15 protein-coding genes and 1 pseudogene are annotated in these 24,268 nt (G+C 53.5%); 4 read left to right on the plus strand and 12 right to left on the minus strand.

Going from position 1 to position 24,268, the window contains the following annotated elements; all coding sequences use genetic code 11:
* Window positions 1–99: 99 nt before the first annotated feature.
* Genes ptrA through recD form a run of 3 tightly spaced genes read left to right on the plus strand, consistent with a single transcriptional unit; the run spans window position 100 to window position 8,352 of the window.
* A complete protein-coding gene (gene ptrA / locus ACLJXE_RS18920) occupies window positions 100–2,988 on the plus strand; it encodes a pitrilysin (protein ID WP_410751689.1) in 2,889 nt (962 codons plus the stop codon).
* A complete protein-coding gene (gene recB / locus ACLJXE_RS18925; RefSeq protein ID WP_410751690.1) occupies window positions 2,981–6,526 on the plus strand; it encodes an exodeoxyribonuclease V subunit beta in 3,546 nt (1,181 codons plus the stop codon). The genes ptrA and recB overlap by 8 nt, the downstream gene beginning before the upstream one ends.
* Window positions 6,523–8,352, plus strand: a complete 1,830-nt coding sequence (recD, locus tag ACLJXE_RS18930) for an exodeoxyribonuclease V subunit alpha (RefSeq protein ID WP_286629606.1) — start codon at window positions 6,523–6,525, stop codon at window positions 8,350–8,352. The genes recB and recD overlap by 4 nt, the downstream gene beginning before the upstream one ends.
* Window positions 8,353–8,497: 145 nt before the next feature.
* Here recD and argA read toward each other — a convergent pair whose 3' ends face one another.
* Window positions 8,498–9,829 (minus strand): amino-acid N-acetyltransferase, encoded by a 1,332-nt coding sequence (gene argA, locus ACLJXE_RS18935; protein WP_410751691.1) that lies wholly within the window; start codon window positions 9,827–9,829, stop codon window positions 8,498–8,500.
* Window positions 9,830–10,063: 234 nt separating this feature from the next.
* Between argA and amiC the strand changes: the two genes are divergently transcribed.
* Window positions 10,064–11,317 carry an N-acetylmuramoyl-L-alanine amidase AmiC gene (gene amiC, locus ACLJXE_RS18940; protein WP_137382705.1) on the plus strand — a complete coding sequence of 418 codons (1,254 nt, stop codon included), beginning with the start codon at window positions 10,064–10,066 and terminating at the stop codon, window positions 11,315–11,317.
* A 57-nt stretch (window positions 11,318–11,374) separates the two neighbouring features.
* Here amiC and ACLJXE_RS18945 read toward each other — a convergent pair.
* The 11 genes and pseudogenes from ACLJXE_RS18945 to ACLJXE_RS18995 all read right to left on the minus strand — a co-directional run.
* A pseudogene (locus tag ACLJXE_RS18945) lies at window positions 11,375–11,897 on the minus strand (type VI secretion system protein VasL); the annotation flags it as partial.
* Window positions 11,897–12,325 carry a type VI secretion system baseplate subunit TssE gene (tssE, locus tag ACLJXE_RS18950; RefSeq protein ID WP_410751692.1) on the minus strand — a complete coding sequence of 143 codons (429 nt, stop codon included), beginning with the start codon at window positions 12,323–12,325 and terminating at the stop codon, window positions 11,897–11,899. The pseudogene ACLJXE_RS18945 and the gene tssE, both read right to left, overlap by 1 nt.
* Window positions 12,326–12,328: 3 nt before the next feature.
* On the minus strand, window positions 12,329–12,862 hold the full coding sequence (tssJ, locus tag ACLJXE_RS18955; RefSeq protein WP_410751693.1) for a type VI secretion system lipoprotein TssJ: 534 nt from the start codon (window positions 12,860–12,862) through the stop codon (window positions 12,329–12,331).
* Window positions 12,843–13,922, minus strand: a complete 1,080-nt coding sequence (gene tssG / locus ACLJXE_RS18960) for a type VI secretion system baseplate subunit TssG (RefSeq protein ID WP_410751694.1) — start codon at window positions 13,920–13,922, stop codon at window positions 12,843–12,845. Before tssG ends, tssJ begins: the two co-directional genes overlap by 20 nt.
* Window positions 13,886–15,646, minus strand: a complete 1,761-nt coding sequence (tssF, locus tag ACLJXE_RS18965) for a type VI secretion system baseplate subunit TssF (protein WP_410751695.1) — start codon at window positions 15,644–15,646, stop codon at window positions 13,886–13,888. Before tssF ends, tssG begins: the two co-directional genes overlap by 37 nt.
* A 168-nt stretch (window positions 15,647–15,814) precedes the next feature.
* The gene (locus ACLJXE_RS18970; protein WP_410751696.1) at window positions 15,815–16,261 is read right to left on the minus strand and encodes a hypothetical protein; all 447 of its coding nucleotides are present in this window, start codon (window positions 16,259–16,261) and stop codon (window positions 15,815–15,817) included.
* 4 nt (window positions 16,262–16,265) lie between these two features.
* Window positions 16,266–17,336, minus strand: coding sequence for a polymorphic toxin type 44 domain-containing protein (locus ACLJXE_RS18975; protein WP_410751718.1), 1,071 nt, complete (start codon window positions 17,334–17,336; stop codon window positions 16,266–16,268).
* A 49-nt stretch (window positions 17,337–17,385) separates the two neighbouring features.
* On the minus strand, window positions 17,386–18,360 hold the full coding sequence (locus ACLJXE_RS18980) for a hypothetical protein (RefSeq protein WP_410751697.1): 975 nt from the start codon (window positions 18,358–18,360) through the stop codon (window positions 17,386–17,388).
* A 115-nt stretch (window positions 18,361–18,475) separates the two neighbouring features.
* A complete protein-coding gene (locus ACLJXE_RS18985) occupies window positions 18,476–19,315 on the minus strand; it encodes a hypothetical protein (RefSeq protein ID WP_410751698.1) in 840 nt (279 codons plus the stop codon).
* A 5-nt stretch (window positions 19,316–19,320) separates the two neighbouring features.
* Window positions 19,321–20,931: a type VI secretion system protein TssA gene (gene tssA / locus ACLJXE_RS18990; RefSeq protein WP_410751699.1), complete on the minus strand. Its 1,611-nt coding sequence runs from the start codon at window positions 20,929–20,931 to the stop codon at window positions 19,321–19,323.
* The gene (locus tag ACLJXE_RS18995) at window positions 20,924–24,256 is read right to left on the minus strand and encodes an ImcF-related family protein (RefSeq protein WP_410751700.1); all 3,333 of its coding nucleotides are present in this window, start codon (window positions 24,254–24,256) and stop codon (window positions 20,924–20,926) included. The genes tssA and ACLJXE_RS18995 overlap by 8 nt, the downstream gene beginning before the upstream one ends.
* Window positions 24,257–24,268: the final 12 nt, after the last annotated feature.

Consider the following 24,268-nt stretch of genomic DNA (forward strand, 5'->3'; position numbering starts at 1 on the left):
GAGGCTGACGCGTTCAGCACAGAGTCTTGCCCTGTTCAGACCACGCTAAATGCGTTGTTTGCAGTGAACAGGTGAATACGTTAATGATGAGGTTTGTGAATGCCCCGCAGCACCTGGTTCAGCGCATTACTGTTGTTCGTCGCCTTTTGGGCGCCCGTAAGTCAGGCAGATACCGGTTGGCAGCCTTTAGCTGAAACCATCCGTAAAAGCGATAAAGATACCCGCCAGTATCAGGCCGTACGCCTTGATAATGGCATGATCGTGTTGTTGGTATCCGATCCTCAGGCCGTGAAATCCCTTTCTGCTCTGGTGGTGCCTGTCGGTTCGCTGGAAGATCCGAACGATCATCAGGGGCTGGCACATTATCTTGAACACATGTGCCTGATGGGGTCGAAAAAATACCCACAACCGGACAGCCTGGCCGAATTTCTGAAAATGCACGGTGGTAGCCATAATGCCAGCACTGCGCCTTATCGTACTGCTTTCTATCTTGAAGTCGAAAATGACGCGCTGGTCGGGGCGGTAGATCGTCTGGCAGATGCGATTGCCGATCCGTTGCTGGATAAAAAATATGCCGATCGCGAGCGAAATGCCGTTAATTCTGAGCTGACGCTGGCGCGTACCCGCGACGGTATGCGTATGGCACAGGTGAGTGCGGAGACGATCAACCCGGCGCACCCTGGTTCGCGCTTCTCCGGCGGAAATCTGGAAACGTTGAGCGATAAGCCGGGCAATCCGGTATTGAAAGCGTTACAGACATTCCATGAAAAGTACTACTCAGCTAACCTGATGAAGGCGGTGATTTACAGCAATAAACCGTTGCCAGAGTTGGCGAAGATAGCTGCTGACACTTTTGGACGCGTGCCAAACAGAAATATCGAAAAACCGGAAATAACCGTCCCGGTTGTCACTGATGCGCAAAAGGGCGTCATCATCCACTATGTTCCCGCGATGCCGCGTAAAGTTTTGCGTGTCGAGTTTCGAATTGATAACAACAGCGCACAGTTTCGCAGTAAAACCGATGAGCTGGTGACCTATCTGATTGGCAATCGCAGTCCGGGAACGTTGTCAGACTGGTTGCAAAAGCAGGGATTAGTTGAGGGCATTCGTGCAGACTCCGATCCTGTCGTTAATGGCAACAGCGGCGTATTAGCCATTTCCGCGACCTTGACCGATAAAGGCCTCGCGAATCGCGATGAAGTGGTCGCTGCCATCTTTAGCTATCTCAACCTGTTACGCGAAAAAGGCGTCGATAAACGTTATTTCGACGAACTGGCGCACGTGCTGGATCTCGACTTCCGCTATCCTTCAATTACCCGTGATATGGACTATGTGGAATGGCTGGCTGACACCATGATCCGCGTTCCCGTGGAACATACCCTCGATGCGGTAAACATTGCCGACCAGTACGATGCCAAAGCCGTTGAGCGACGGTTAGCGATGATGACACCGCAGAATGCGCGCATCTGGTATATCAGCGAGAAAGAGCCACACAATAAAACCGCTTATTTTGTCAACGCGCCTTATCAGGTAGATAAAATCAGCGAGAAAACATTCGCCGACTGGCAGCAAAAAGCGAAGGGCATTGCGCTGTCGTTGCCGGAGCTGAACCCGTATATTCCGGATGATTTCACGCTGATTAAGACGGATAAAAAATATGCTCATCCGGAGCTGATCGTTGATGAGCCTGATTTACGCGTGGTGTATGCCCCGAGTCAATATTTTGCCAGCGAGCCAAAGGTTGATGTCAGCGTGATACTGCGTAACCCGAAAGCGATGGACAGTGCCAGAAACCAGGTCTTATTCGCCCTGAACGATTATCTGGCGGGTATTGCACTCGACCAGTTAAGTAACCAGGCCGCAGTGGGGGGTATTGGTTTTTCTACTAACGCTAATAACGGCCTGATGCTCAATGCCAACGGCTATACTCAGCGTTTGCCGCAGCTTTTCCAGGCGCTGCTGAGCGGTTATTTCAGTTACACCTCAACAGATGAACAGCTGGAACAGGCGAAATCCTGGTACGCCCAGATGATGGACTCTGCGGAGAAAGGCAAAGCCTACGATCAGGCGATCATGCCGGTGCAGATGCTGTCTCAGGTACCGTACTTCTCACGTGATGAACGGCGTGAGCTGTTGCCATCTATTACGTTGAAAGAAGTGATGGCCTACCGTGACACCTTAAAAGCCGGTGCGCGTCCCGAATTCCTGGTGGTCGGCAATATGAGTGAAACTCAGGCGAAAACCATGGCGCGGGATATCCAGAAGCAGCTTGGTGCGAATGGCTCACAGTGGTGCCGAAACAAAGATGTTGTGGTAGACAAGAAGCAGTCTGTCATCTTTGAAAAAGCGGGCAGTAGTACGGATTCAGCGCTGGCGGCGGTATTTGTACCCACCGGCTATGACGAGTACACCAGCTCGGCTTACAGCGCGATGCTAGGACAGATTGTTCAACCGTGGTTCTACAATCAACTGCGTACTGAAGAGCAATTAGGTTATGCCGTCTTCGCTTTCCCAATGAGCGTTGGCCGCCAGTGGGGAATGGGCTTCCTGTTGCAAAGCAGTGACAAGCAACCGTCCTATCTCTGGGAACGCTATAAGGCATTTTTCCCGACGGCGGAAGCGAAGCTGCGGGCGATGAAAGCTGATGAGTTTGCACAAATTCAGCAGGCGATCATCGCGCAAATGCTACAGGCTCCGCAAACTTTGGGGGCCGAAGCTTCTCAGTTAAGCAAAGATTTCGATCGCGGTAATATGCGCTTCGATTCACGTGATAAAATCGTGGCTCAGATTAAACTGCTGACGCCGCAAAAGCTTGCCGACTTCTTCCATCAGGCGGTGGTTGAGCCGCAAGGCATGGCGATACTGTCACAGGTTTCCGGTAGCCAGAATGGGAAAGCAGAATATGTGCACCCGGAAGGCTGGAAAGTGTGGCAGACCGTCAGCGCGTTGCAGCAAACCTTACCCCTGATGAGTGATAAGAATGAATGATGCCGCTGAGCCCCTTGATCCCCTACGCTTGCCCCTGACGGGTGAGCGTCTGATTGAAGCCTCTGCAGGCACCGGTAAGACCTTTACCATCGCCGCCCTGTATTTACGTTTACTGCTTGGACTGGGCGGCTCTGCCGCCTTTCCTCGTCCTCTGACCGTCGAAGAACTGTTAGTAGTCACCTTTACGGAGGCGGCTACTGAAGAGCTGCGCGGTCGTATTCGTAGCAACATCCATGAACTGCGCATTGCCTGTCTGCGCGAAACCACCGATAACCCGCTTTACGCCCGTCTGTTAGATGAAATTACCGATAAAAAGCAGGCCGCACAGTGGCTGTTGCTGGCTGAAAGACAGATGGATGAAGCGGCGGTTTTTACCATCCACGGTTTTTGTCAGCGTATGCTCAGTCTCAACGCTTTTGAGTCTGGCATGCTGTTTGAACAACAGCTGATTGAAGATGAATCACTGCTGCGTTATCAGGCCTGCGCAGATTTCTGGCGTCGGCATTGCTACCCGCTGCCCCGCGACATTGCGCAGGTGATTTTTGAAACGTGGAAAGGTCCACAGGCGCTGCTAAGGGATATCGATCGCTACCTGCAAGGGGAAGCGCCGGTGATTAAAGCACCACCGCCAGCCGATGAAACACTGGCAGCCCGGCACGAAAAAATTCTGGCGCGTATCGACCAGATTAAGCAGCAATGGCGTGATTCCGTTGAAGAGCTGGATGGTCTACTGGAAGCCTCCGGGATCGACAGACGTAAATTTAATCGTGGTAATCAGGGAAAGTGGATCGAAAAGATCAGCGCCTGGGCACAGGAAGAAACCCGAAGCTACCAGCTTCCTGACGCACTGGAGAAATTCTCTCAGCGTTTTCTGGAAGACCGCACCAAAGCGGGTGGAGTAATCCCTCAACATCCGCTGTTTGTCGCGATTGATGCACTGCTGAGTGAACCGCTGACAATCCGCGATCTGGTGATCACCCGGGCATTGTCGGAAATCCGCGAGGCTGTCGCGCAGGAAAAACGCCGACGTGGTGAGCTTGGTTTTGACGATATGCTCAGTCGCCTGGACGCGGCGCTGCGTAGCGAAAGCGGCGATGCGCTGGCGGCGGCCATTCGTACCCGTTTCCCGGTGGCGATGATTGATGAATTCCAGGATACCGACCCACAGCAATACCGTATTTTCCGCCGTATCTGGCAGCATCAACCGGATACAGCGTTGTTGCTGATAGGCGATCCTAAACAGGCTATTTACGCATTTCGTGGCGCGGATATTTTTACCTACATGAAGGCGCGTAGCGAAGTCAGCGCGCACTATACGCTTGATACTAACTGGCGTTCGGCCCCAGGCATGGTTAACAGTGTTAATACGTTGTTCAGCCAGATGAGCGACGCTTTTATGTTCCGCGAAATCCCCTTTAGTCCAGTGAGGTCCGCAGAGAAAAATCAGTCGCTACGGTTTGTGCTGCAAGGGGAAACGCAGCCGGCGATGAGTATGTGGCTGATGGAAGGGGACAGCTGCGGCGTGGGTGATTATCAGAACTTTATGGCCCAGGTGTGTGCGACACAAATTCGCGATTGGCTAAAAGCCGGACACTCTGGCGAAGCGTTGCTGGTCAGCGGTAAAACGTCCAGGCCGGTACGCGCGTCTGATATCAGCGTACTGGTGCGCAGCCGCCAGGAGGCGGCGCTGGTACGCGATGCGTTGACGCAACTGGCCATCCCATCGGTGTATCTTTCTAACCGTGACAGCGTCTTTGATACGCTGGAAGCGCAGGAACTGTTGTGGGTTCTGCAGGCAGTGATGACGCCGGAGCGTGAAAATACGCTGCGTAGTGCGCTGGCAACCTCAATGATGGGATTGAATGCGCAGGATATTGAAGCGCTGAATACTGACGAGAAAGCCTGGGATGTGGTTGTTGAGGAATTTGATAGCTACCGACAGGTCTGGAATCGACGCGGCGTGATGCCCATGCTGCGTGCACTGATGTCCGCGCGCCATATTGCGGAAAACCTGCTGGCAACGGCAGGGGGCGAACGCCGTCTGACCGACATTTTGCATATCAGCGAGCTGTTGCAGGAAGCGGGTGCTCAACTGGAAAGTGAGCATGCGCTGGTACGCTGGCTATCGCAACATATTCTGGAGCCTGACAGTAATGCTTCCAGCCAGCAGCTGAGGCTGGAAAGTGATAAGCATCTGGTCAAAATCGTCACTATCCATAAATCGAAAGGGCTGGAATATCCGCTCGTCTGGCTGCCGTTTATCACTAATTTTCGCGTCCAGGATCAGGCGTTCTATCACGATCGCAGTTCGTTTGAAGCCGTGCTGGATCTCAGCGAAGCGGATGAAAGCGTTGAACTGGCAGAGGCTGAACGTCTGGCAGAAGACTTGCGTTTGCTTTACGTCGCGCTCACCCGCTCGGTCTGGCACTGTAGCCTTGGCGTGGCGCCGTTGGTACGCCGCCGGAGCGATAAGAAAGGTGATACCGATGTGCATCAAAGTGCTCTTGGTCGCCTGTTGCAACGGGGTGAACCAATGGATGCTGCAGGTCTGCGTAGCGCTATTGAGGCGCTGTGCGGTGAGGATATCGCCTGCCTGACGCCGAATGAACCGGATGGAGAGCGCTGGCAGGTTGTACAGCCTGCCAGTTCTACGTTGAATGCAAAAATGCTGCAACGAACGCCAGGTGACAGTTGGCGTGTCACCAGCTATTCCGGTCTGCAACAGCGTGGTCATGGTATTGCACAGGATCTGATTCCACGCCTGGATATCGACGCGGCAGGCGTCGGTGAAACCATTGAGGAATCAGGCCTTACGCCACACCAGTTTCCTCGCGGCGCGTCACCAGGGACATTTTTGCATAGCTTGTTTGAAGATCTGGATTTCACCCAGCCGGTTGAGCCGGTGTGGGTACAAGAAAAGCTTGCGCTTGGCGGATATGACACGCACTGGGAGCCCGTTCTGACGCAGTGGCTGGATACTATTTTGCATGCGCCGCTCAATGAAACCGGTGTGAGTTTGAGTAATCTTTCTGCGCGTGAAAAACAGGTGGAAATGGAGTTTTACCTGCCGATTTCGCAACCGCTGGTGGCCGACCAGCTCGATGCCGTGATCCGTCAATACGATCCTCTTTCGGCCGGCTGCCCGCCGCTGGATTTTATGCAGGTACGCGGCATGCTGAAAGGGTTTATTGACCTGGTGTTCCGCCACCAGGGGCGTTATTACCTGCTCGACTACAAGTCAAACTGGCTGGGTGAAGACAGTTCTGCGTATACCCAGCAGGCAATGGCCTCAGCCATGCAGGCACACCGCTACGATCTGCAGTATCAGTTGTATACCCTGGCACTGCACCGTTATCTGCGCCATCGCATCGCTGATTATGACTATGAACGCCATTTTGGTGGTGTTATCTACCTTTTCCTGCGCGGCGTTGACGGCAACGATCCGCTGCAGGGAATTTACGCCACCCGACCCGATGGGGAATTGATCGCGTTGATGGACGAGATGTTTGCCGGCGCGGCTCTGGAGGAGATGCAATGACAATCCAGAAACGATTGCTGGAGGCAGTAGAGCAAAAACAGCTCCGTCCTCTGGATGCTCAGTTTGCGCTGGCGGTTGCCGGAAACGACAACCCTGCCGTTACGCTGGCGGCGGCTCTGCTCAGCCGTGACGCGGGCGAGGGGCACGTTTGCTTACCGCTTTCCCGGCTATCTTTACGCGAAGATGCTCATCCGCTGTTGAGCGCCTGGCTGTGCGAGGCCGGTGAACCGGAAGATTGGTCGGAATGCCTGCTGGCCTCTGCTGCGGTAAGTCGCGGCGAACAGCCAACACCGCTGGTGTTATATGACAATCGCCTGTATTTGAACCGTATGTGGAATAACGAACGCACGGTGGCCCGTTTTTTCAGTGAGGTAAACCAGGCCATTGAGGTGGATGAGCCACGGTTGATTCGCACGCTGGAAGCGCTCTTCCCACCATCGGAGGGCGTGAACTGGCAAAAAGTGGCGGCTGCTGTGGCGTTGACCCGCCGTATATCGGTGATCTCCGGGGGACCCGGCACCGGTAAAACGACAACGGTAGCCAGACTGCTGGCAGCATTGATTCAGATGGCGGAGGGGGAGCGTTGTCGTATCCGTCTGGCGGCACCGACGGGAAAAGCGGCTGCACGTCTGACGGCATCGCTGGGGGCGGCACTGCGTGAGTTACCGCTGACCGATGAGCAAAAGAAACGTATTCCCGATGATGCCAGTACGCTGCACCGGTTGTTAGGCGCACAGCCCGGTAGCCAGCGTCTGCGCCATCATGCGGGTAATCCGCTGCATCTGGACGTGCTGGTGGTGGATGAAGCTTCCATGATTGATTTGCCCATGATGTCGCGCCTTATCGATGCACTACCGCCGCACGGACGGGTGATTTTTCTTGGCGATCGTGACCAGCTTGCTTCTGTTGAGGCGGGGGCGGTGCTGGGAGACATTTGTGCATTTGTGAATGACGGATTTACCCCGGAACGTGCCAAACAACTCAGTCGGCTGACCGGTAGTCCCATTCCTGCGGGAACCGGAACTCAGGCCGCGTCTTTACGTGACAGTTTATGCTTGCTGCAAAAGAGTTACCGTTTTGGCAGTGATTCTGGCATCGGTCAACTGGCTGCGGCCATTAATCGGGGTGACAAGGCAGCGGTTAAAACCGTTTTCCAACAGGGATTCGGTGATATCGAAAAGCGTACGCTTAATAGCAGCGAAGATTACACCGGGATGCTGAATGAAGCGCTGGCGGGGTATGGTCGCTACCTGGATTTGCTGCGTGAAGGGGCCGAGCCGGACACCATTATTCAGGCCTTCAATGATTATCAGTTGTTGTGTGCACTGCGCGAAGGTCCATTTGGCGTAGGCGGATTGAATGAGCGCATTGAGCAGGCGATGGTGCAAAAACGTAAAATTTACCGATTTGCACACTCTCGCTGGTATGAAGGGCGACCGATAATGATTACGCGTAATGACAGTTCGCTGGGACTGTTTAACGGTGATATCGGCATTGCGCTCGATCGTGGTGAAGGTTTACGCGTGTGGTTTGTATTACCGGATGGCTCTATCAAGTCGGTACTGCCTGGCCGTTTGCCGGAGCATGAAACGACCTGGGCGATGACTGTGCACAAGTCACAGGGTTCTGAGTTCGACCATGCGGCGTTGATTTTGCCCAGCCAGCATTCGCCAGTTGTTACCCGAGAGTTGGTTTATACCGCAGTGACCCGTGCCCGCCGCCGCTTGTCGCTTTATGCCGATGAGCGGATTTTGAGCGGGGCGATCGCCACGCGTACTGAACGTCGCAGCGGACTGTCAGCATTGTTTAATGACGACATGATGTAGGCCGGATAAGCGTCAGCGCCATCCGGCTACAGTGTGCCTGATGGCGACGCTAACGCGTCTTATCAGGCACACTATCTGCCGACAAAAGATGTGCCAGTGAATTGTTGGCCGGATAAGGCATCCATACCGCATCCGGCAATGACCACTACCCCAGATCCGCCATCAATACTTTTGACCGCCGCTGATAGTTGTACATCTCTTTTTTGCTTTCCGGCAGCAGATCGATATCGACTGGCGTGAAGCCGCGCTCCTGGAACCAGTGAATACTGCGCGTGGTCAGCACGAACAGCTTGCTAAGCCCCATTTGTCTGGCCTGCACAGCGATCCGCTCCAGCAAGATTTCGCCACGCGATGAGCTACGGTAGTCAGGATGCACTGCCACGCACGCCATTTCGCCAATTCTTTCTTCCGGGAAAGGGTACAGGGCGGCGCAGGCGATGGTCAGGTTATCGCGCTGAATTATGGTGAACTTGTCGATCTCCATTTCCAGTTGTTCACGGGAGCGACGTACCAGAATACCTTGCTGTTCCAAAGGACGAATCAATTCCAGAATGCCGCCAATATCGTTAATGGTGGCGCGACGGATCTGCTCGGCGCTTTCCATCACGATTTGCGTACCGATCCCATCGCGGGAGAACAGTTCTTGTAACAACGCGCCATCTTCCTGATAGCTAATCAGGTGACAACGGCGCACGCCGCTACGACAGGCTTTAACGGCACCGCGCAGGAAACGCACCGTACCGGAGCTGTAATCACCTTTCTCTTCCTGTGACTCAACACGCGCTTGCGCTTCGTTGGGAAAGAGTTCGGAAACAATATCGCCATTATCGTTAGTCACTCCTTGAGAGGAGCAAAAACCGATCATTTTCTCTGCTTTCAGTTTGATCGCCAACTGGGTGGCAACCTCTTCGGAGGTCAGATTAAAGCTCTCACCGGTTACGGAAACAGCCACCGGACCCAACAGAACAATAGCACCGCTGTCCAGTTGACGGTGAATCGCTTCTTCATCAATTCGACGAATACGTCCGCTATGGCAGTAATCCACCCCGTCATCCACACCCAACGGTTGCGAGATAATAAAATTACCGCTGACCACATTGATGTGTGCGCCTTGCAAAGGCGTATTGTTCAGACTCATTGACAGGCGGGCGGTAATATCAAGCTGGAGCAACCCCGCAGCCTGCTTGACCAGCTCCAGGGTTTTGGCGTCGGTAACGCGCGTATTTTTGTGATACACCGGTTCATGGTGATGCGCGGCCAGATTGGCATCAATCTGCGGCCGTGCGCCATAGACCACGACAAGGCGAATGCCGAGGCTATGAAGGAGACCAATGTCATTGACGATACTGGAAAAATTTTCATGCTCGATGGCTTCGCCGCCCAGCATAATGACAAACGTTTTTCCCCGATGGGTATTGATATAGGGAACAGAATGGCGGAATCCCTGTACCAGTTCGGTTCTACGTTCCTTCACCACGGCACACCCTCATTGCATGATTATTCGTAATTAGTGTATTTTTATTCTGTTTCTGCCCTGTGTGCAAGCGTAATTTTTACCCCAGCCTAAGATTTTCTTCAGTAATACCGCGAATATAAAAACAATGTTTACCCTTTTATAGATGACAGATTATGCGTCATTCGCTAAAGTTTCCGGTCAATTCGGACGTTTTACGTATTACCTCAATATAGATTTCTTTTGCTCGGGAGAAGCATGTCGGGATCCAACTCAGCAATCAGTCGCCGCCGTTTACTGCAAGGTGCGGGTGCTATGTGGCTTTTAAGCGTCAGCCAGGTCGGTCTGGCTGCCGTGAGTCAGGTCGTTGCCGTACGTATCTGGCCCGCGTCCAGTTATACCCGCGTTACGGTGGAATCCAACCGTCTGCTGAAATACAAACAGTTTGCCCTGAGTAATCCTGAGCGTGTGGTTGTAGATATTGAAGGCGTTAATTTGAACTCGGTGCTCAAGGGCATTGGAACGCAGATCCGCCCAGACGATCCCTACATTAAGTCCGCACGCGTCGGGCAGTTTGACCCGCAGACCGTGCGTATGGTGTTTGAACTGAAACAAAATGTGAAACCTCAACTCTTTGCGTTAGCGCCAGTTGCAGGCTTCAAAGAACGTTTGGTGATGGATCTTTATCCTGCCAATGCTCAGGATGTCCAGGATCCTCTGTTGGCATTGCTTGAAGATTACAACAAAGGCGATCTGGATAAACAGGTACCACCTGCGCAAAGTGGCCCACAGCCGGGTAAAGCGGGGCGCGATCGTCCGATTGTTATTATGCTTGACCCTGGCCATGGCGGAGAAGACTCCGGTGCTGTGGGGAAATACAAGACACGTGAAAAAGATGTGGTATTGCAGATAGCCCGTCGCCTGCGAGCACTTATCGAGAAAGAAGGCAACATGAAGGTCTATATGACGCGTAATGAAGATATTTTCATTCCGTTAAAAGTGCGCGTGGCGAAAGCCCAGAAACAGCGTGCTGACCTGTTTGTTTCTATTCATGCTGATGCGTTTACCAGTCGCCAACCCAGTGGTTCGTCGGTGTTTGCACTCTCAACCAAAGGCGCGACCAGTACAGCGGCAAAATATCTGGCACAAACCCAGAACGCCTCGGATTTAATTGGTGGCGTCAGTAAAAGCGGTGATCGCTACGTCGACCACACCATGTTTGATATGGTGCAATCGCTGACTATTGCCGACAGCCTGAAGTTCGGAAAAGCGGTGCTGAATAAACTCGGTAAGATTAATAATCTGCATAAAAATCAGGTTGAACAGGCCGGGTTCGCCGTGTTGAAAGCGCCGGATATTCCGTCCATTCTCGTAGAAACTGCATTCATCAGTAACGTTGAAGAAGAACGCAAGCTCAAAACGGCGACCTTCCAGCAGGAAGTGGCAGAGTCGATTCTGGCCGGGATTAAAGCTTACTTTGCTGATGGGGCGACGCTGGCGAGAAGGGGATAACAAAAAAGCGCTGAGAAGCGCTTTTTTTTATGGGCGACAGAAACAAAAAAACACCCGTGGCAGTGGATTTTCCACTGCACTTTCAGGTGCGCTGATATCCCTTCGGGATGAGCCACTCTCCTGAGCGGTTGCTCCCTGCGGTGCCAGCCGTTCCAGATGCAGAGCCGCATTGCGAAACTGCCCGGACAATACGTCCAGCTTCGTCATATACCACAGTTCACACTGTTGCAGCGTGGTTTCTATGGCAGAAAGATGCTGTACGCAACGATAAATCTGCGGCAGATCCTGATACTGAATATCCAGCGTTCTCAGCGCCTGCTGCATTTTTTCTGTGATCCAACTGAGCAGTGATATTCTGGAATGTACCTGTACTGGCCAGAAGTCAGCCCAGCGTCTGTAGTTCCACGCCATTTTGCCGGAACAGTGCAAGGCTGAGTTTTTCCACCCGACGCCAGTCCACGTCTGGTCGGGCGGGGTGAGTCAGTTTACTCATTTCAGCCTGTAGCTCACCAGATTCCTTATACGTACAGGGATCGCCACCCATGACGAACTGGCTGATAAAACTCACGTTACTTGCCATCAGTACGCTCGCTCCTGCTGTTTGAGATGACGCAGAACAATTCGTCCTTCCGGAGAAAATACGCCATCAAAGCGTATCCAGCCGGTATCGGGAAGCTGCGCGTGGATCAGGTAATTAAGATGCCCCGGACCGGGCTGGGGCAGTAACTCCACCTGTATCTGACTCAGGCGTGGCTCATAACGCAGCAGCGTTTCTTCAATCTGGCGCATCAGGCCATGAATACCCGCAGTCATCCCCTGATGGATCAGGCTGAGATCCGGCAGACCGTAATCCGGCAAATGCGCCAGCGATCCTGCCCGACAGTTGATAATGCGTTGCATATTGTCCATCACGGAAAGGATAAGCTGATCCCGCTCGCTGACCTGTTCCAGCGGTAATTCGCCGCTGAAACTGAACGTCAGCATTTCATATAAGGAAGGTGTCGCCATCGGTTATTTATCCTGAAGGGGGAGCAGTCGCAAATCGCTGCGCATCAGTTCTATGGTGCGGGGTTTATCCGCCTCCAGATCGTCCCTTTTTAACACCAGACGCCAGCTGTCGCTTTTCTCATCGGGCTGATAAAACTGTCCGACGATGGCGATAAACTGCGTGTCCTTGTCCAGCGGAACATTCAGAGAAACGGCCCCTTCCGGTTTTACCCAGACCGTATGCTTCGCCAGCACATCCGCTTCCAGCGTCTTCTCTTCCTGCATAAACAGCATGTCATAATCGGCTTTGTCGAAATTTTCGCGTGTTTTCAGTTGCCAGATATGCACCATCGTGGAAAGCGGCGTATCTTCCGCATCCGTATTCAGGGCGCTGCGGGAAACAAAATCGAGGTGCAGCGTTTTGATCTGTTTATAGAAGATCGCCGTCGCCACCTCTTTTGTGCCATCCGCCACTCTCTGGCCCAGTCCGCAGCCACTCAGTAGCGCCACGACAGTCAGCACACTGACAACGGGTCGTTTAAATTGCGTAAGAAACATGAGTCACATTCTCCCTGTCACGAATGGATGATGCAGGCATTAATCCCTGATAGCGCCCCAGGCTGACCGTCACGGTTCCGGTCACGGGCGCAGTAAAAGAAGCGCGAAGGATACCGGTACGACTAATCTGTACACGCTGTTTTCCCAGCCGGGCAGCAGGCAACAGGCTGACGGGCAGCGTCAGTTGCAGACGGGCCTGACAGCGCCAGCCCAGATAAACGCGCAGCAGCACCAGCAAATCGCTGTGCAGTTGCCCGCCGGGCAGCCAGTCACGCGCTTCTGCGGCATCTTCGGTATACAGTTTCAGCAGCAACTGGCTGTTGACGTCGATGCCGGTACGCCCCAGCAGCGTTCGCGTTTTCAGGCTGATGGGTGAATTCTTTGACATACCGGCAGGGGGCGGGAGAATAACCGGTTGCGGATCGTGAGGCACCACCGTCGCTTTCGTCAGCGGGGCAAGCAGTCCCACCAGGGCCGTGACGCCTTCCGCCGTGCGGGTGGGCAGGCGCATCACGCTGAGCAGGGCCAGAAAACGGGATACTGGCGTGGCGATATGGTTCTCGCTGCCGGGAATACCCAGCCCGATGAGTCCCAGTAGACAACGGGAAATGTCATCCACGGCCCCCGCTTCAAACGACGCCGGGTAGTTATATTTGCGCCAGATGCGGTAATACTGGGTGATAAAGCGGTGGTTGAAAATATCGAGAAACGCCATCACTGCGTCATGTCCGTCATGACGTTGGGTGATGTAGTCCAGATAGGCGGTGGGTAGCGGCGAATCCACGCCGTACAGGCCGAGAAAGGTGGTACGCACCGTGGGTGGCGCGTCGGCATTATCCACGTCACGTTCAACGTTCTTTAACTCGCTGACCGGAAAGCCCATCCCCGGATGGGGGCGAAAGCGCACCGCATCTGCGGCGGGGCTGTCGGTACTGCCCAGCGGCGCTTTCTGCTGGCTCTGTTCCAGTAACTGGCAAAAACGGTAAAAATTGATCCGCGCAATATCCGGGGCCAGCCGGTCGGTCAGCCCGGTACGCGCTGGCTGTGATGCTCTGTCCATTGCAGGCATTTTCCTGTGGGTTGCAGAATTAAGGTCAGTTGAGTGAATAAGTGGATATCGGCATACAGTGCGAAAAAACGGTGCAGCAGTTCGCCAAACAGGGTGATATCGCCCTCTCCGGCAAAACCGTTACTGTCCAGCGTCACCTGAATATCCACACCACGCAGCAAAAAGCCTCTTTCAAAACGCTGTATCAGGCTGTGCTGAACGTCGACAATCGCCTCCAGACGACGGCGGTTCATCTCGCTTTCGGTCCAGTCGTACAGCGCCAGCGTGCCGCGCAGAATTTCGGCGTTATCCATCATCGATAAAAAGTTAGAACCAAGGTGGCTGAGCACCCGCCAGTGGAAGCGGTCACGCGCCGGGGGATAGCAGGGCTGCGTCGGGGCGCACAGGTTGCGCACCCGCAGGACGTTCTGTGAGGCATGAACCGGCGTATCGAGCAGTGTGCTCTGTAAAGCTTTACGGGGAAGCTGCCCGTTGGTGCCGGTCAGGCTTAAAGAGAGCGTTTCATCCTCCAGCATTCGGTCAGTATCAAACGCATCACCGCCCAGAATCAGCCAGGTATCATGCAGGCCGGAAGGACCGCGCTTTACCCGCGTGTGGTAATAGCGTTCCGGCGCATCGTGGCGCAGCATCCCGCCCCGGTGACGAAAGCTGGAAAAGGGGACATATGCCTGACTGCCGGTATGGCGCGAAGAAATAATGTTGTCGACGGAATAAATCTCGGTATGCCCGTCCTGAATGCGCATCGGGCGCATCAGAAACTCGTTTTCCAGCGGCGAAAGGTGTAACGGATCGGCTTCGAGCGGGAACAGGTTGATGACCGGCACGCAGTGCAGGCGAAGATTGTCGGTATTAAACGGCAAATCATGAGGCCAGCTTTCCGCCAGCACCATGTCAATCTCAAAGCCGGTTATCCCTTCCGGCCAGATTACGTCCTCCAGCCCGTTCAGCGCCACGAACATAAACTTCTCGCGGAAGGTGAAATACTCCAGCAGCAACTGGTAGCCGCTGAACGCTGACTCACCTTTTGGCCACAGTCGGTCATCATCCTCAAAGCCCATCGGGGAAAAGTGCGCGTCCAGCACACGGCGTTCCTGCCCCGGCAGACGCAGCCTGAATTGTTGCACACCGAGCGTCAGTGCCCTGTGCAGTGCGCAGGCTACCGGGCTGTCGGCATTGAGATACAGCGGCAGGCGGGATAAATCAATCTGTGACCAGTCGCCGACCAGCGGGCCGCATTCAAAGCGCAGACGGATAACCGGGCGTCCGTCCGGTTCATATTGCAATGACACGTCCGGCAACGTCAGCGGATGCAGCGTGATATCCCGCGTGGCGCTGTAGAAACAGCGGGTTCTGCGCTCGCCAACAGGGCGCGACAATACCTGAAAATTGCTCAGTGTTTCGCTCTGCTTCATTTGCCGGTGATCTGTCGACAGTTCAACCACGGAAAGCGACGGAATGGTGCGCAGGTAGTGAGGCCACAGCAGGCTGACCAGCCCTTCAGTCAGTTCCGGCAGATCGTCGTCCAGCTTTTCGCGCAGGCGGCCCATTAAAAAAGCGAAGCCTTCGAACAGGCGTTCCACATAGGGATCGCGTGCGCCGGGTTTATCAAGATTGAGCATCGCGGCGCGGTCGGGGTAAGCCTGCGCAAATTCTTTCCCCGCTTCACGCAGGTAGCGCATTTCGGCTTCGTAGTAGCGTTGGGTCAGGTCGTCCATCGGAGGAATTATTTTTCCTTGTATTGAAAATAAATGTAATGTGAATATTTGATGAGACTGAAGTTGTATATTTATAAGTTTTTTATTTCTATACCCATTGCATAACATTGCTATATCAAAAAATCTTTATGCCTCTGTTATTTTATTTTTTTCATCTAGTTTATTTTATTAATTTTGGTTCTCAAAAGCATCAAAAGGAGTAAGTTTTTTATAACAAAAAAGACTCTCGTTATTTTTAATTACATCCTCTTTCTTGTTAAAAATTACCGATATTACACACGCATCTGAATCTGATTTAATCATAAATGCGCGAGATCCTTTACGCAAGGGATGTGCATGACTACCCATTCGCCACCCTGTATACATACATCTGTCAGATCTGAATATATTTATAATACCAGGAGAAAACGTTAAAGTTTCTTTTGAAGGAATGAGTTCCGGTTTCATTAATTTAGCGACCTCTTCTTCATCAGGTTCATCCGTGCATTTACTTTCTCCATAAAATAAATAAACATCTTCCTCTGTATTGTTATAAAATCTGACGACAGGCACAGGTTGATACAAAAGAATTGATACCAGAGATACTGTTAATACAAAGATAATTATTTTTCTCATATAATCATCCTGGGTTGTTTATCTTCTCAGGGTTGTCTTCATTCCAGCACCAGTGAGTCTGTTTTGAAACAGATAATGAATCTCCTGATGCGGCTTCAAGCGCATTTATTATATGATTAACGGTTAAAGATTCAGCATGCTTTCCATATTGACGATATAATTCCATACCAATTTTCATACAAGTAATATCGTCGGCTGGATCAGCATTACCTTCTTTAGAAGTTCGCCATTGTTCAATGGTTGAACCTAATAGTAACCAATCCTCTGAGAAACCCACACTTAAACCAACATAGCCATAATGAATGTTGGACCATACATCATAAAAATAATCATTGCCCTTATATTTATGAAAATAACTTTTTGAGTTTGTGCCACTATCAGGAAGTGGTCTGGCAACAGCTACAGATGAAAACATATCCCTAATCTTTGATTTATGATCCCATTTAGCTCCGGTTTTCACCGCCATAAACCAGATAGCAGAGGCCGCTATAACATCAAGTTTTGGTGGTCCTTGTTGCTTTAAATACCATGGAAGTGAATTCCACTCTTTCATTTTCTCAGCGTAAATATCTTCATCAATATAATATCTAATGCTATCTGCCGTACTACTTTTTACATTTACCTTTATTTCTGAAAGGATATACTCCGCAACTTTAATACTCCCATCTGAATGAGGGCATGTTTTTTCCTGTGAGCCTTTATTCTCTTTGTTATCTTCCTTATTTTTTTCATCCTCAGAAGTAACACCTTTCGCCGCCAGTGGCGTATTGTTCTCCGCCCTGCCGCCATCACCGCCCCCCGTCTCATACACATCATCCATCATCGACGCAATAAACCGTGCCTTACACGGGCAACTGCTCTGACTGTCCAGCGTCCCCGCCATCAGCCTGCCGTGAATATCTGTTTCAGGAACGCCGCCGACGATAATAAACATCCCCGGATATTTTCCACAGGTCACTCTGTCCATATCCCGCGCCTGCGGGATACCCATGATCGTATGGTCGTCCGCCCCTTCAATAATTTTTCCACCACAGGTGGTCTTATCGCCCCTGACCAGAAAATAGCCTCTTCCCATTGCCATCAGTCCTTATGAAAAATACTCAAAAATAAAAATTCTGTAATACTTAAGGTGCTGGTGGCACAGCGTCCATTCCTGATGCCCATAAATAATAATCGGTTTCTGAAATACCAGACTTAATTTGTGACGCCAGAATTGCACTCCTCTCAATCTGCGCTTTTGTCATATGCTGGCGCATCAGAGGAGAGAGTACGGTATTGTTATATTTATCCAGCATAATTTCCCTGTCTTTTTCCTGAAAATAGCGATGACCGTCTTTACTGAATGCGATAAAATTGTCTCTGGCAACCAGTGACCACGCACAGGCTGTTTCAAGGTTCTGCTCAACACCCACACCATAAAGATAAAATTCACTCATTCTGATTTGCGCATATTGAGAACCATGCAGAGCGCTCGTTTTATAAGCAGAAAAACTTTCTTCCAGCTCACTCCGTGGTAGAGAACGAATTCTGTCTGGTAAGGTATTTATCTGTTCCTCGTTACTGTCTTTATAAGCAAATCCAGTATCAAACAAAATTGCATCGGCCAGTTCTGAATGGATGTGATAACCGCCCTGTATGGCGTACCGGGTATAGTGAATAAGCTGAGCACGGTTTTCAGGCGTTAGCGGGTTATGGATTAATCCCGTTTTACCTGCGCTCCACAACAGCCTTCCGGTCACAAGATCAGCCGCAAGTGGATATTGCATATCGGCCAGTTCAGTAATAAGCTCGCTGTAATTCCTGTCAAAGATATCAGGCCGCTGGAGACGCTGGCCATCCCGGTCAGCGATACGGTGCGCATGTTTCCTGATAAAATCATCAAGAATGGCGTCATCCCGGAGCTCCACCTGTATTCTGGCATACTGGATCATGGCATTTTTATCCCATAGCCATGCGTGCCGGATCAACTCCAGCAGCGCTTCTTCATCGTCAATCTGCGGGATCTCCGGCGTTATTGCTCGTCTCACCATCAGCCACGAATACTCAACTGTCCATAATTCATTCTGCGGCAGCATGGCTGGTTTAATTAAATAGCTCATCTGAATAACCTTTTTATAGCCATAAAAAGCGGACAGCAGTATTAATACTACGACTGTCAGTAATGAAAAAAAACGTTTTCCTGAATAGCGCATAGCGTGATTAAAAACCCACAGATTAAATAAAATTCAGATCATCATCATTAAACTTACCGCTCTCTACTTTTCTTTCTAGTTCCGCCCCATTTCGATATTTTCTACACGGCCAGAGCTGCCCTCCGTATAATATGGCATACTCTTTATCTTTCGAATATCGGTCTTCAACTTTACCACCAGACCTGTATCCCCACAGCACAAGTTCCCGTTTTCCCAGCCAGTCAATTGCAACCTTGTCATTGAATGTGGCCCGGAATTTCCAGTCCTCCGGATCTGGTGCATAGTTAAAAGAAGCATAAACCATCTGACCGATAACACAGGCTGATGGCTCGTGTTTGGAAAAAGCGCGGGCAATACATTCTTTGCTCTTTCGCTTCTCCAGATCATCATCTTCATATCGCCCTGAACGACAACTGTGCAATACCAGGTGACCTTTTTCCGGGTTCCATATCAGGTTTTCAAGCGTCTCCACCACCTCAGCAGTAATATGCTCTTCCTTCCGGATAGATATCCGATCGGGGTTACTGTGAGCAAAAATATGAATTTCATGCAAATCATACGTAGGCTGACCTGATTTATTCAGTTTACAGATATCATAGAATATGTCTGTCCAGATCTTCTCAAATTCTTTCAGACTCTTAAATATTTTTGGTTCCGTCACTTTCCCTTTCGGATAAAGCATTTCAAGGCGTTTTTTCTTGAACTCTGCCGCTTTCAGCATCTCGGCCCCACCATGTCCGCCATAAGCTATCATCACGTAATAGGGTACAGGACGAGTGATAGCAACCTGAATGACATTAGGCTCTCCGCTGTCACTGGTCTTTTTTGTCACTCCCGTCGATACATTTTTGGTTTCCGGCATCGTCATCAGTCCTTATGTTGCGTATCACACAATACCGCTGCCCGTACCGGATCGATTGTCACCAGCGTTCCCAGCAGGATTTCCATTTTTCGGTTCAGCAGGGCTTTATCCGCATAGCGGTGCGCCCGCAGACGCAGCAGTTTCAGTTGTCGGGCTTTTACCTCAAACAGCAGGTCCGGCTCCCACTGTGTCAGCGTTATTCCCTGTGCGGCAGTATCCAGTTCTTCCAGCAGCAGGAGCGCCATCTCGTTTTTACCGTACTGTTCCGCCACCCGCGCCATCAGCAGCCGCAATAACAGACGCTGGCGTGCCGTGGTGATGCCCGGACGGGGCTGTATCCAGCCCAGCGCCGCCTCCACGCCCTGACTGTCTGCCATCTCCAGCGCTTCCGGCTCCAGCGCCAGTACGTCGTTTGTGGCGTCGTCTGTCGGTACAGCGGCTTTCCCCGCAAGCCATGCGCCGTCTTCCCGCATCATGACCTGCTGCGCTATCCAGTTGCGCGTCACCTCATCGGAGAACGGCGTGCCGTCGTTCCATGCCAGATTTTCCAGCCCCGGCAGGCGTTCCAGCAGCAGCGCCAGGTCCTGACGGATAACCGCTGTCCACCTGTCCCACGGTGCGCCCGCCTTGGCCAGCGCCTGATGCAGATACCACTGGATATCCAGCCAGAAATGGCTGACGCCGGTGCTGAACATCAGGTCGGCCTGCTCCAGTAGTTCCGTCCAGTTCTGCTGGGCATACAGCCGCTTAAGCTGATTGCGTGATTCGGTGCGCGGCGGGGCCAGCCGGGTTTTGCCGTCCACGTCCGGCGGCAATTCATGCACCGTGTCCCAGCGCAGGGTTTTCATTAGCCGGTGCGCCGAAAGCCAGCCCTGAGGCTGTTCGTTCAGATAACGGGCCAGCACTTTCGCCTGGTCGAGCAGGTCACGCCCGGAGGTGATGGTCTGTACCTGTGGCGCATTCACCGGGGATGACAGTGTCGTAACGCTACTGCTGTTTTGCGGCACCACCGCGTTCATCCCACCCGACTGCGCCAGACGCGATTCCAGCGCGTTAATCAGTGGCATCAGGGAAGGGGAATGCTGGTCTTCGGGCCATGCGGCGAAGGAGACCGTCAGCAGATTCAGGGCGGCAATCAGGTTCGCAAAATCCTCTTTTGCCACTTCCGGGTAGCGGGCAAGGCTGTCGAGCATCTTTTCCCCCGCCAGCCACTCCAGCGCCATTTTTCGGCTTGCCGGGCGCGAGGGCAGCAGTTGCGTACCGAAGCGTTCCACCAGCCCGGCTAACAGCGCCAGCCCCTCAGCCAGTCCGCGTTCGCCGTCGCGGTGCAGTCGCGCCCAGATGTAGTAAGTGGCGATGCGCACGTCTTTTGCCTGCGTCAGCAGCAGGGATTCGGCAAGCTGGCAGATGAGGTAGGTATCTGCGCCGGAAAGTTTGTTCATCTCGTCGCGGATACGCAGGAAATCATCGTGATAGCCGGGGTCTTCCCCGACCGGCGTATCTGCCGTCACCGGCAGCAGCCACGTCTGCCACAGCGCCGCCTGTGTTCGCGCCGTTTCCATTGCGTCCCGGTCGGCAAAACAGCTACGGGTCAGCTTTTGCAACAGTTCACTCATCGGCGTCTTCCCCATACTCTTCCGCATCCTTCATACTCTTCCCGGTCAGAAATACCTGTCCCGGCAGGCGGAAATTTTTCAGTTCCAGCAGCGCCAGCGGCCCTTTACCCTGTTCAACCCGCAGCAGGTAATTCAGCGGCAGGCCGTCCTGCGCTTTCCACACCACCTTAAAGGTACTGCTGTCCACCGGCGTCACCTGCGCCTGTTCCAGCAGACGAATAAGGCTCCAGCTTCCCCGGTAATCCGCCAGTATGCGTTCCATCGCCTGCGTGCTGGTCCAGCTCAGCGATGCGCCGGGTTGCCACTGTTCATCCGGCCAGTTAAAACGCTGCCAGCGTTCTTTCTGGTTGAAATATTCCAGTTCCTGCCCGTCAATCACCAGATGCGTCTTCATCACGTCACGGGCCGGCTTTGCCCGCAGTTCAAAATGTATCCCGGCATCGCCGCTGGCAAAGGCGGTATCGGCCACATCGCGCAGGCGGTTCAGGGCGCGGATAAAGTCCGGATTGACCGTCAGTCCCTGCGTGTTCATGGCGTCAGCCACCCAGTAGCGGCCTTCACGTTTCAGTACGCCGGAAAGGTTGGCGGCAATAAACTGGTTGATGCGCCCGTCATCGCGCAGATACTGCGCCAGCAGGGGAAGAGAGGCATCGTTTTGTGAGGCTTTGAACGGATAGCGACCGGCGAAGTCCTGATTCCAGTGGCTGACAATCGCCCGCTGCCACTGGCGGTTCAGGCTATCCGCCGCAGGCGTCAGCACCTGCCGCCACGACTGTTCCACCGGGCGGACGAACAGCGCCTGACCGAAGCCACTCCATTCCTCGCCCAGACTGGCGGCGATTAACCGTCCGTAGTCGCGGGTGTCGGTGAGGTCAACGGTTTTGCCCTGTAAAACCGTCTGCGCCAGTTGCTGGGTCATCTCCTGCGGGTCGGGGGCGTTGGTCACCTGTTGCAGTTTGAGGCGCACGCGGGTGACGCGGGTCAGATACGTTTGCAGGCTGAGTTGCGTATCGCCACCACCGCCTCCGGCCTTATCGCCCAGCAACCGCAGCAGCGGCGCGAAAGTTTTATCCAGCGGCCCGACAGGCACGTCGCCTTCACGGGATTGCTGCGGCGTTTTCTCCTTGCCGTTAAACAGTTCCTGTGCCGATTTCGACAGCGAGTCTGGCAGGCCACGGTTTTCCCTGCCTGTCGCCGCCTGCCATGCGAGGGTATCGGTCAGCGCAATCAGCGGCGACTGACGGGCATCGGCCATCAGCGTCAGCTGGTCGAGAATGCCGGAGAGCGAGTCTTCCTTTTTCCAGCGAATGCTGTTGAGAAACGCCAGCCAGCTTCCGGCAAAGTCGGTAAAGTAGCGTGAGGTGAGACGGTTACGCAGCGTATCCGGCGAGATATCCGCAGAGGTATCCTGCTGGCGGTCGCTGAGTACCCAGTCGATTTCCTCGCGCCGCGCCGTCACCACCTGCTCGATGGCTTCCCTGACCTGTCCTTCCCACGCCTGACGGGTGAACATCCCCGGCACTGTCTGTTCCGTACTGAAAAGAGATTCGGTGAGCGTATCCCCGGTCATGTCCGCCAGCGTCATATCGGCGTAGTTGCGGGACACCTGTTGCAGCACGTTCTGGTAGAGGGTGTTTTCAGCATTACGCACACCAATCTGGCGCAGCAGGATTTTACGCACCGCGCCGGTCAGTTCCGGCGGCGGTGCGGTTTTCCACTGCGGGTGTTCCGGCAGGTTCGCCATCCAGAAGGTCAGCAGTGACGGCAACACGCTCTGCCGCACACCTTCCGGGATATTCTCGTAGCGCAGGCCGTCTGCCATCAGCGTGGTACTGAAAAAGGCAGCGTCGGCCTTTTCCGGGCGGGAAGTCATCAGCAATGTCTTAAGCTGCTTATAGCGTTGTTCACCGGTGGCGGTACGCTGAGGACTGTTGGGCGGCAGGGCGACAAAGGCGTTCAGTTGCTGTTGCAGATGGTCAACGGCCACGTCGCGCACCAGCCGGTTTGCCGCCTGCGCATAGCCGGGAAAGGCGGCGGCGAGCAGTTGCTGGTTACGTTCAAGGCCAAAACGCTGATACCACGGTGCACCTTCGCGGATACGATATTGCAGGCGCTCCAGTTCGCCCTGCAGGGTATGCAGCGCCACCAGTTGTTCTGTCAGCGGCAGGCGGGTATCAAGCGCACGTGCCGTCTGGATACTGGTTTCCTGAACAAGCGTGCGGTTGGCGAAGAACGAGGTCGTCATTCCGGCCCCCCATATCGCCAGCACGCAGACAGCGGACATCAGCGCGGCGCGTAGCCACGGAAAGCCCACTGTACGCCCCCGTGCGTTATCGGCGGTCACGCCCGCCCAGACCGGCGACGGCAGCCACGCATGAGGTGCGGCCTCCGGTACGGCGGTAAGCGGCGGGCTGAACATCAGACCGCGCAGGCGCAGGGAAGAGAATGCGCCGCCTGCCAGCAGCGGTTTCAGGACGCTTTGCCAGTGAGCAATACCCCGCTCTGCAAGGGTATGAGCCAGACGCAGCAGAAAATCATGGCGGTTATCGGTCAGTAGCTGCGACATGCCCTGTTCCGTCAGCGGCAGGGTTTGTGCTTCCAGCATTACAGCCAGTTGTTCCGGGGTACAGCGTTCCGGCAGCAGGCAGCCGACGCTTTGCAGGGGGCGTCCGGTCTGATAATCACCGTTGTCACAGACCTGCCACAAATAGAGTGGGGCCTGGAAACCGAGTCGCTTACTACCGTTTATCAGTTCGCGCCAGCCTTTGTCGAGTTGTGCGGTCTGGCGGCTCTGTTCTTCTGTCAGCGGCCAGATGATGCCGTCCAGCGGACGGCTGCGGCGCAGTTTTTTTAAGGCGGTCAGCAGTGTGACATCAGGCTCCGCTGATGGCCTGCCGCCATATATCAGCACCGTGTGGTCGCCCTCCAGCCAGTGTTGCCCGGTCAGCCCCGGCGCGATGGCTTCTGCCTGTTCAGGCTCGCCGGTCACCAGCAGCAGGCGGACGTTACGCCGCCAGAACGGACCGTAGCGGTCGCGCAGGAAGGTGGTGAGTTCCACCATTGCCGGATGACGGCTATCGGCTTTCTTTGTCGTCACCGCACGATAGTCATCTCCGGCGGCAAGCTGTCTGCGGAGTTCAAAGTTCTGTACGGCAGCGTGGCGGTTGAGCAGATGATAAACCCCCATGATAATCAGAAAGACCACGCCTGCGGCAATCACGCCAGCCATCCAGTACATTTGCTGTGAGCTACCCGGTTCAACGCCCAGCAATGCCGGTTTACGGTGAATAAACGTGCAAAGCGCAACCACAACAGCCACGGTCATGACGATGGCAGG

It is taken from the genome of Citrobacter sp. U14242 (genome assembly GCF_046555775.1).
GTDB lineage: Bacteria > Pseudomonadota > Gammaproteobacteria > Enterobacterales > Enterobacteriaceae > Citrobacter.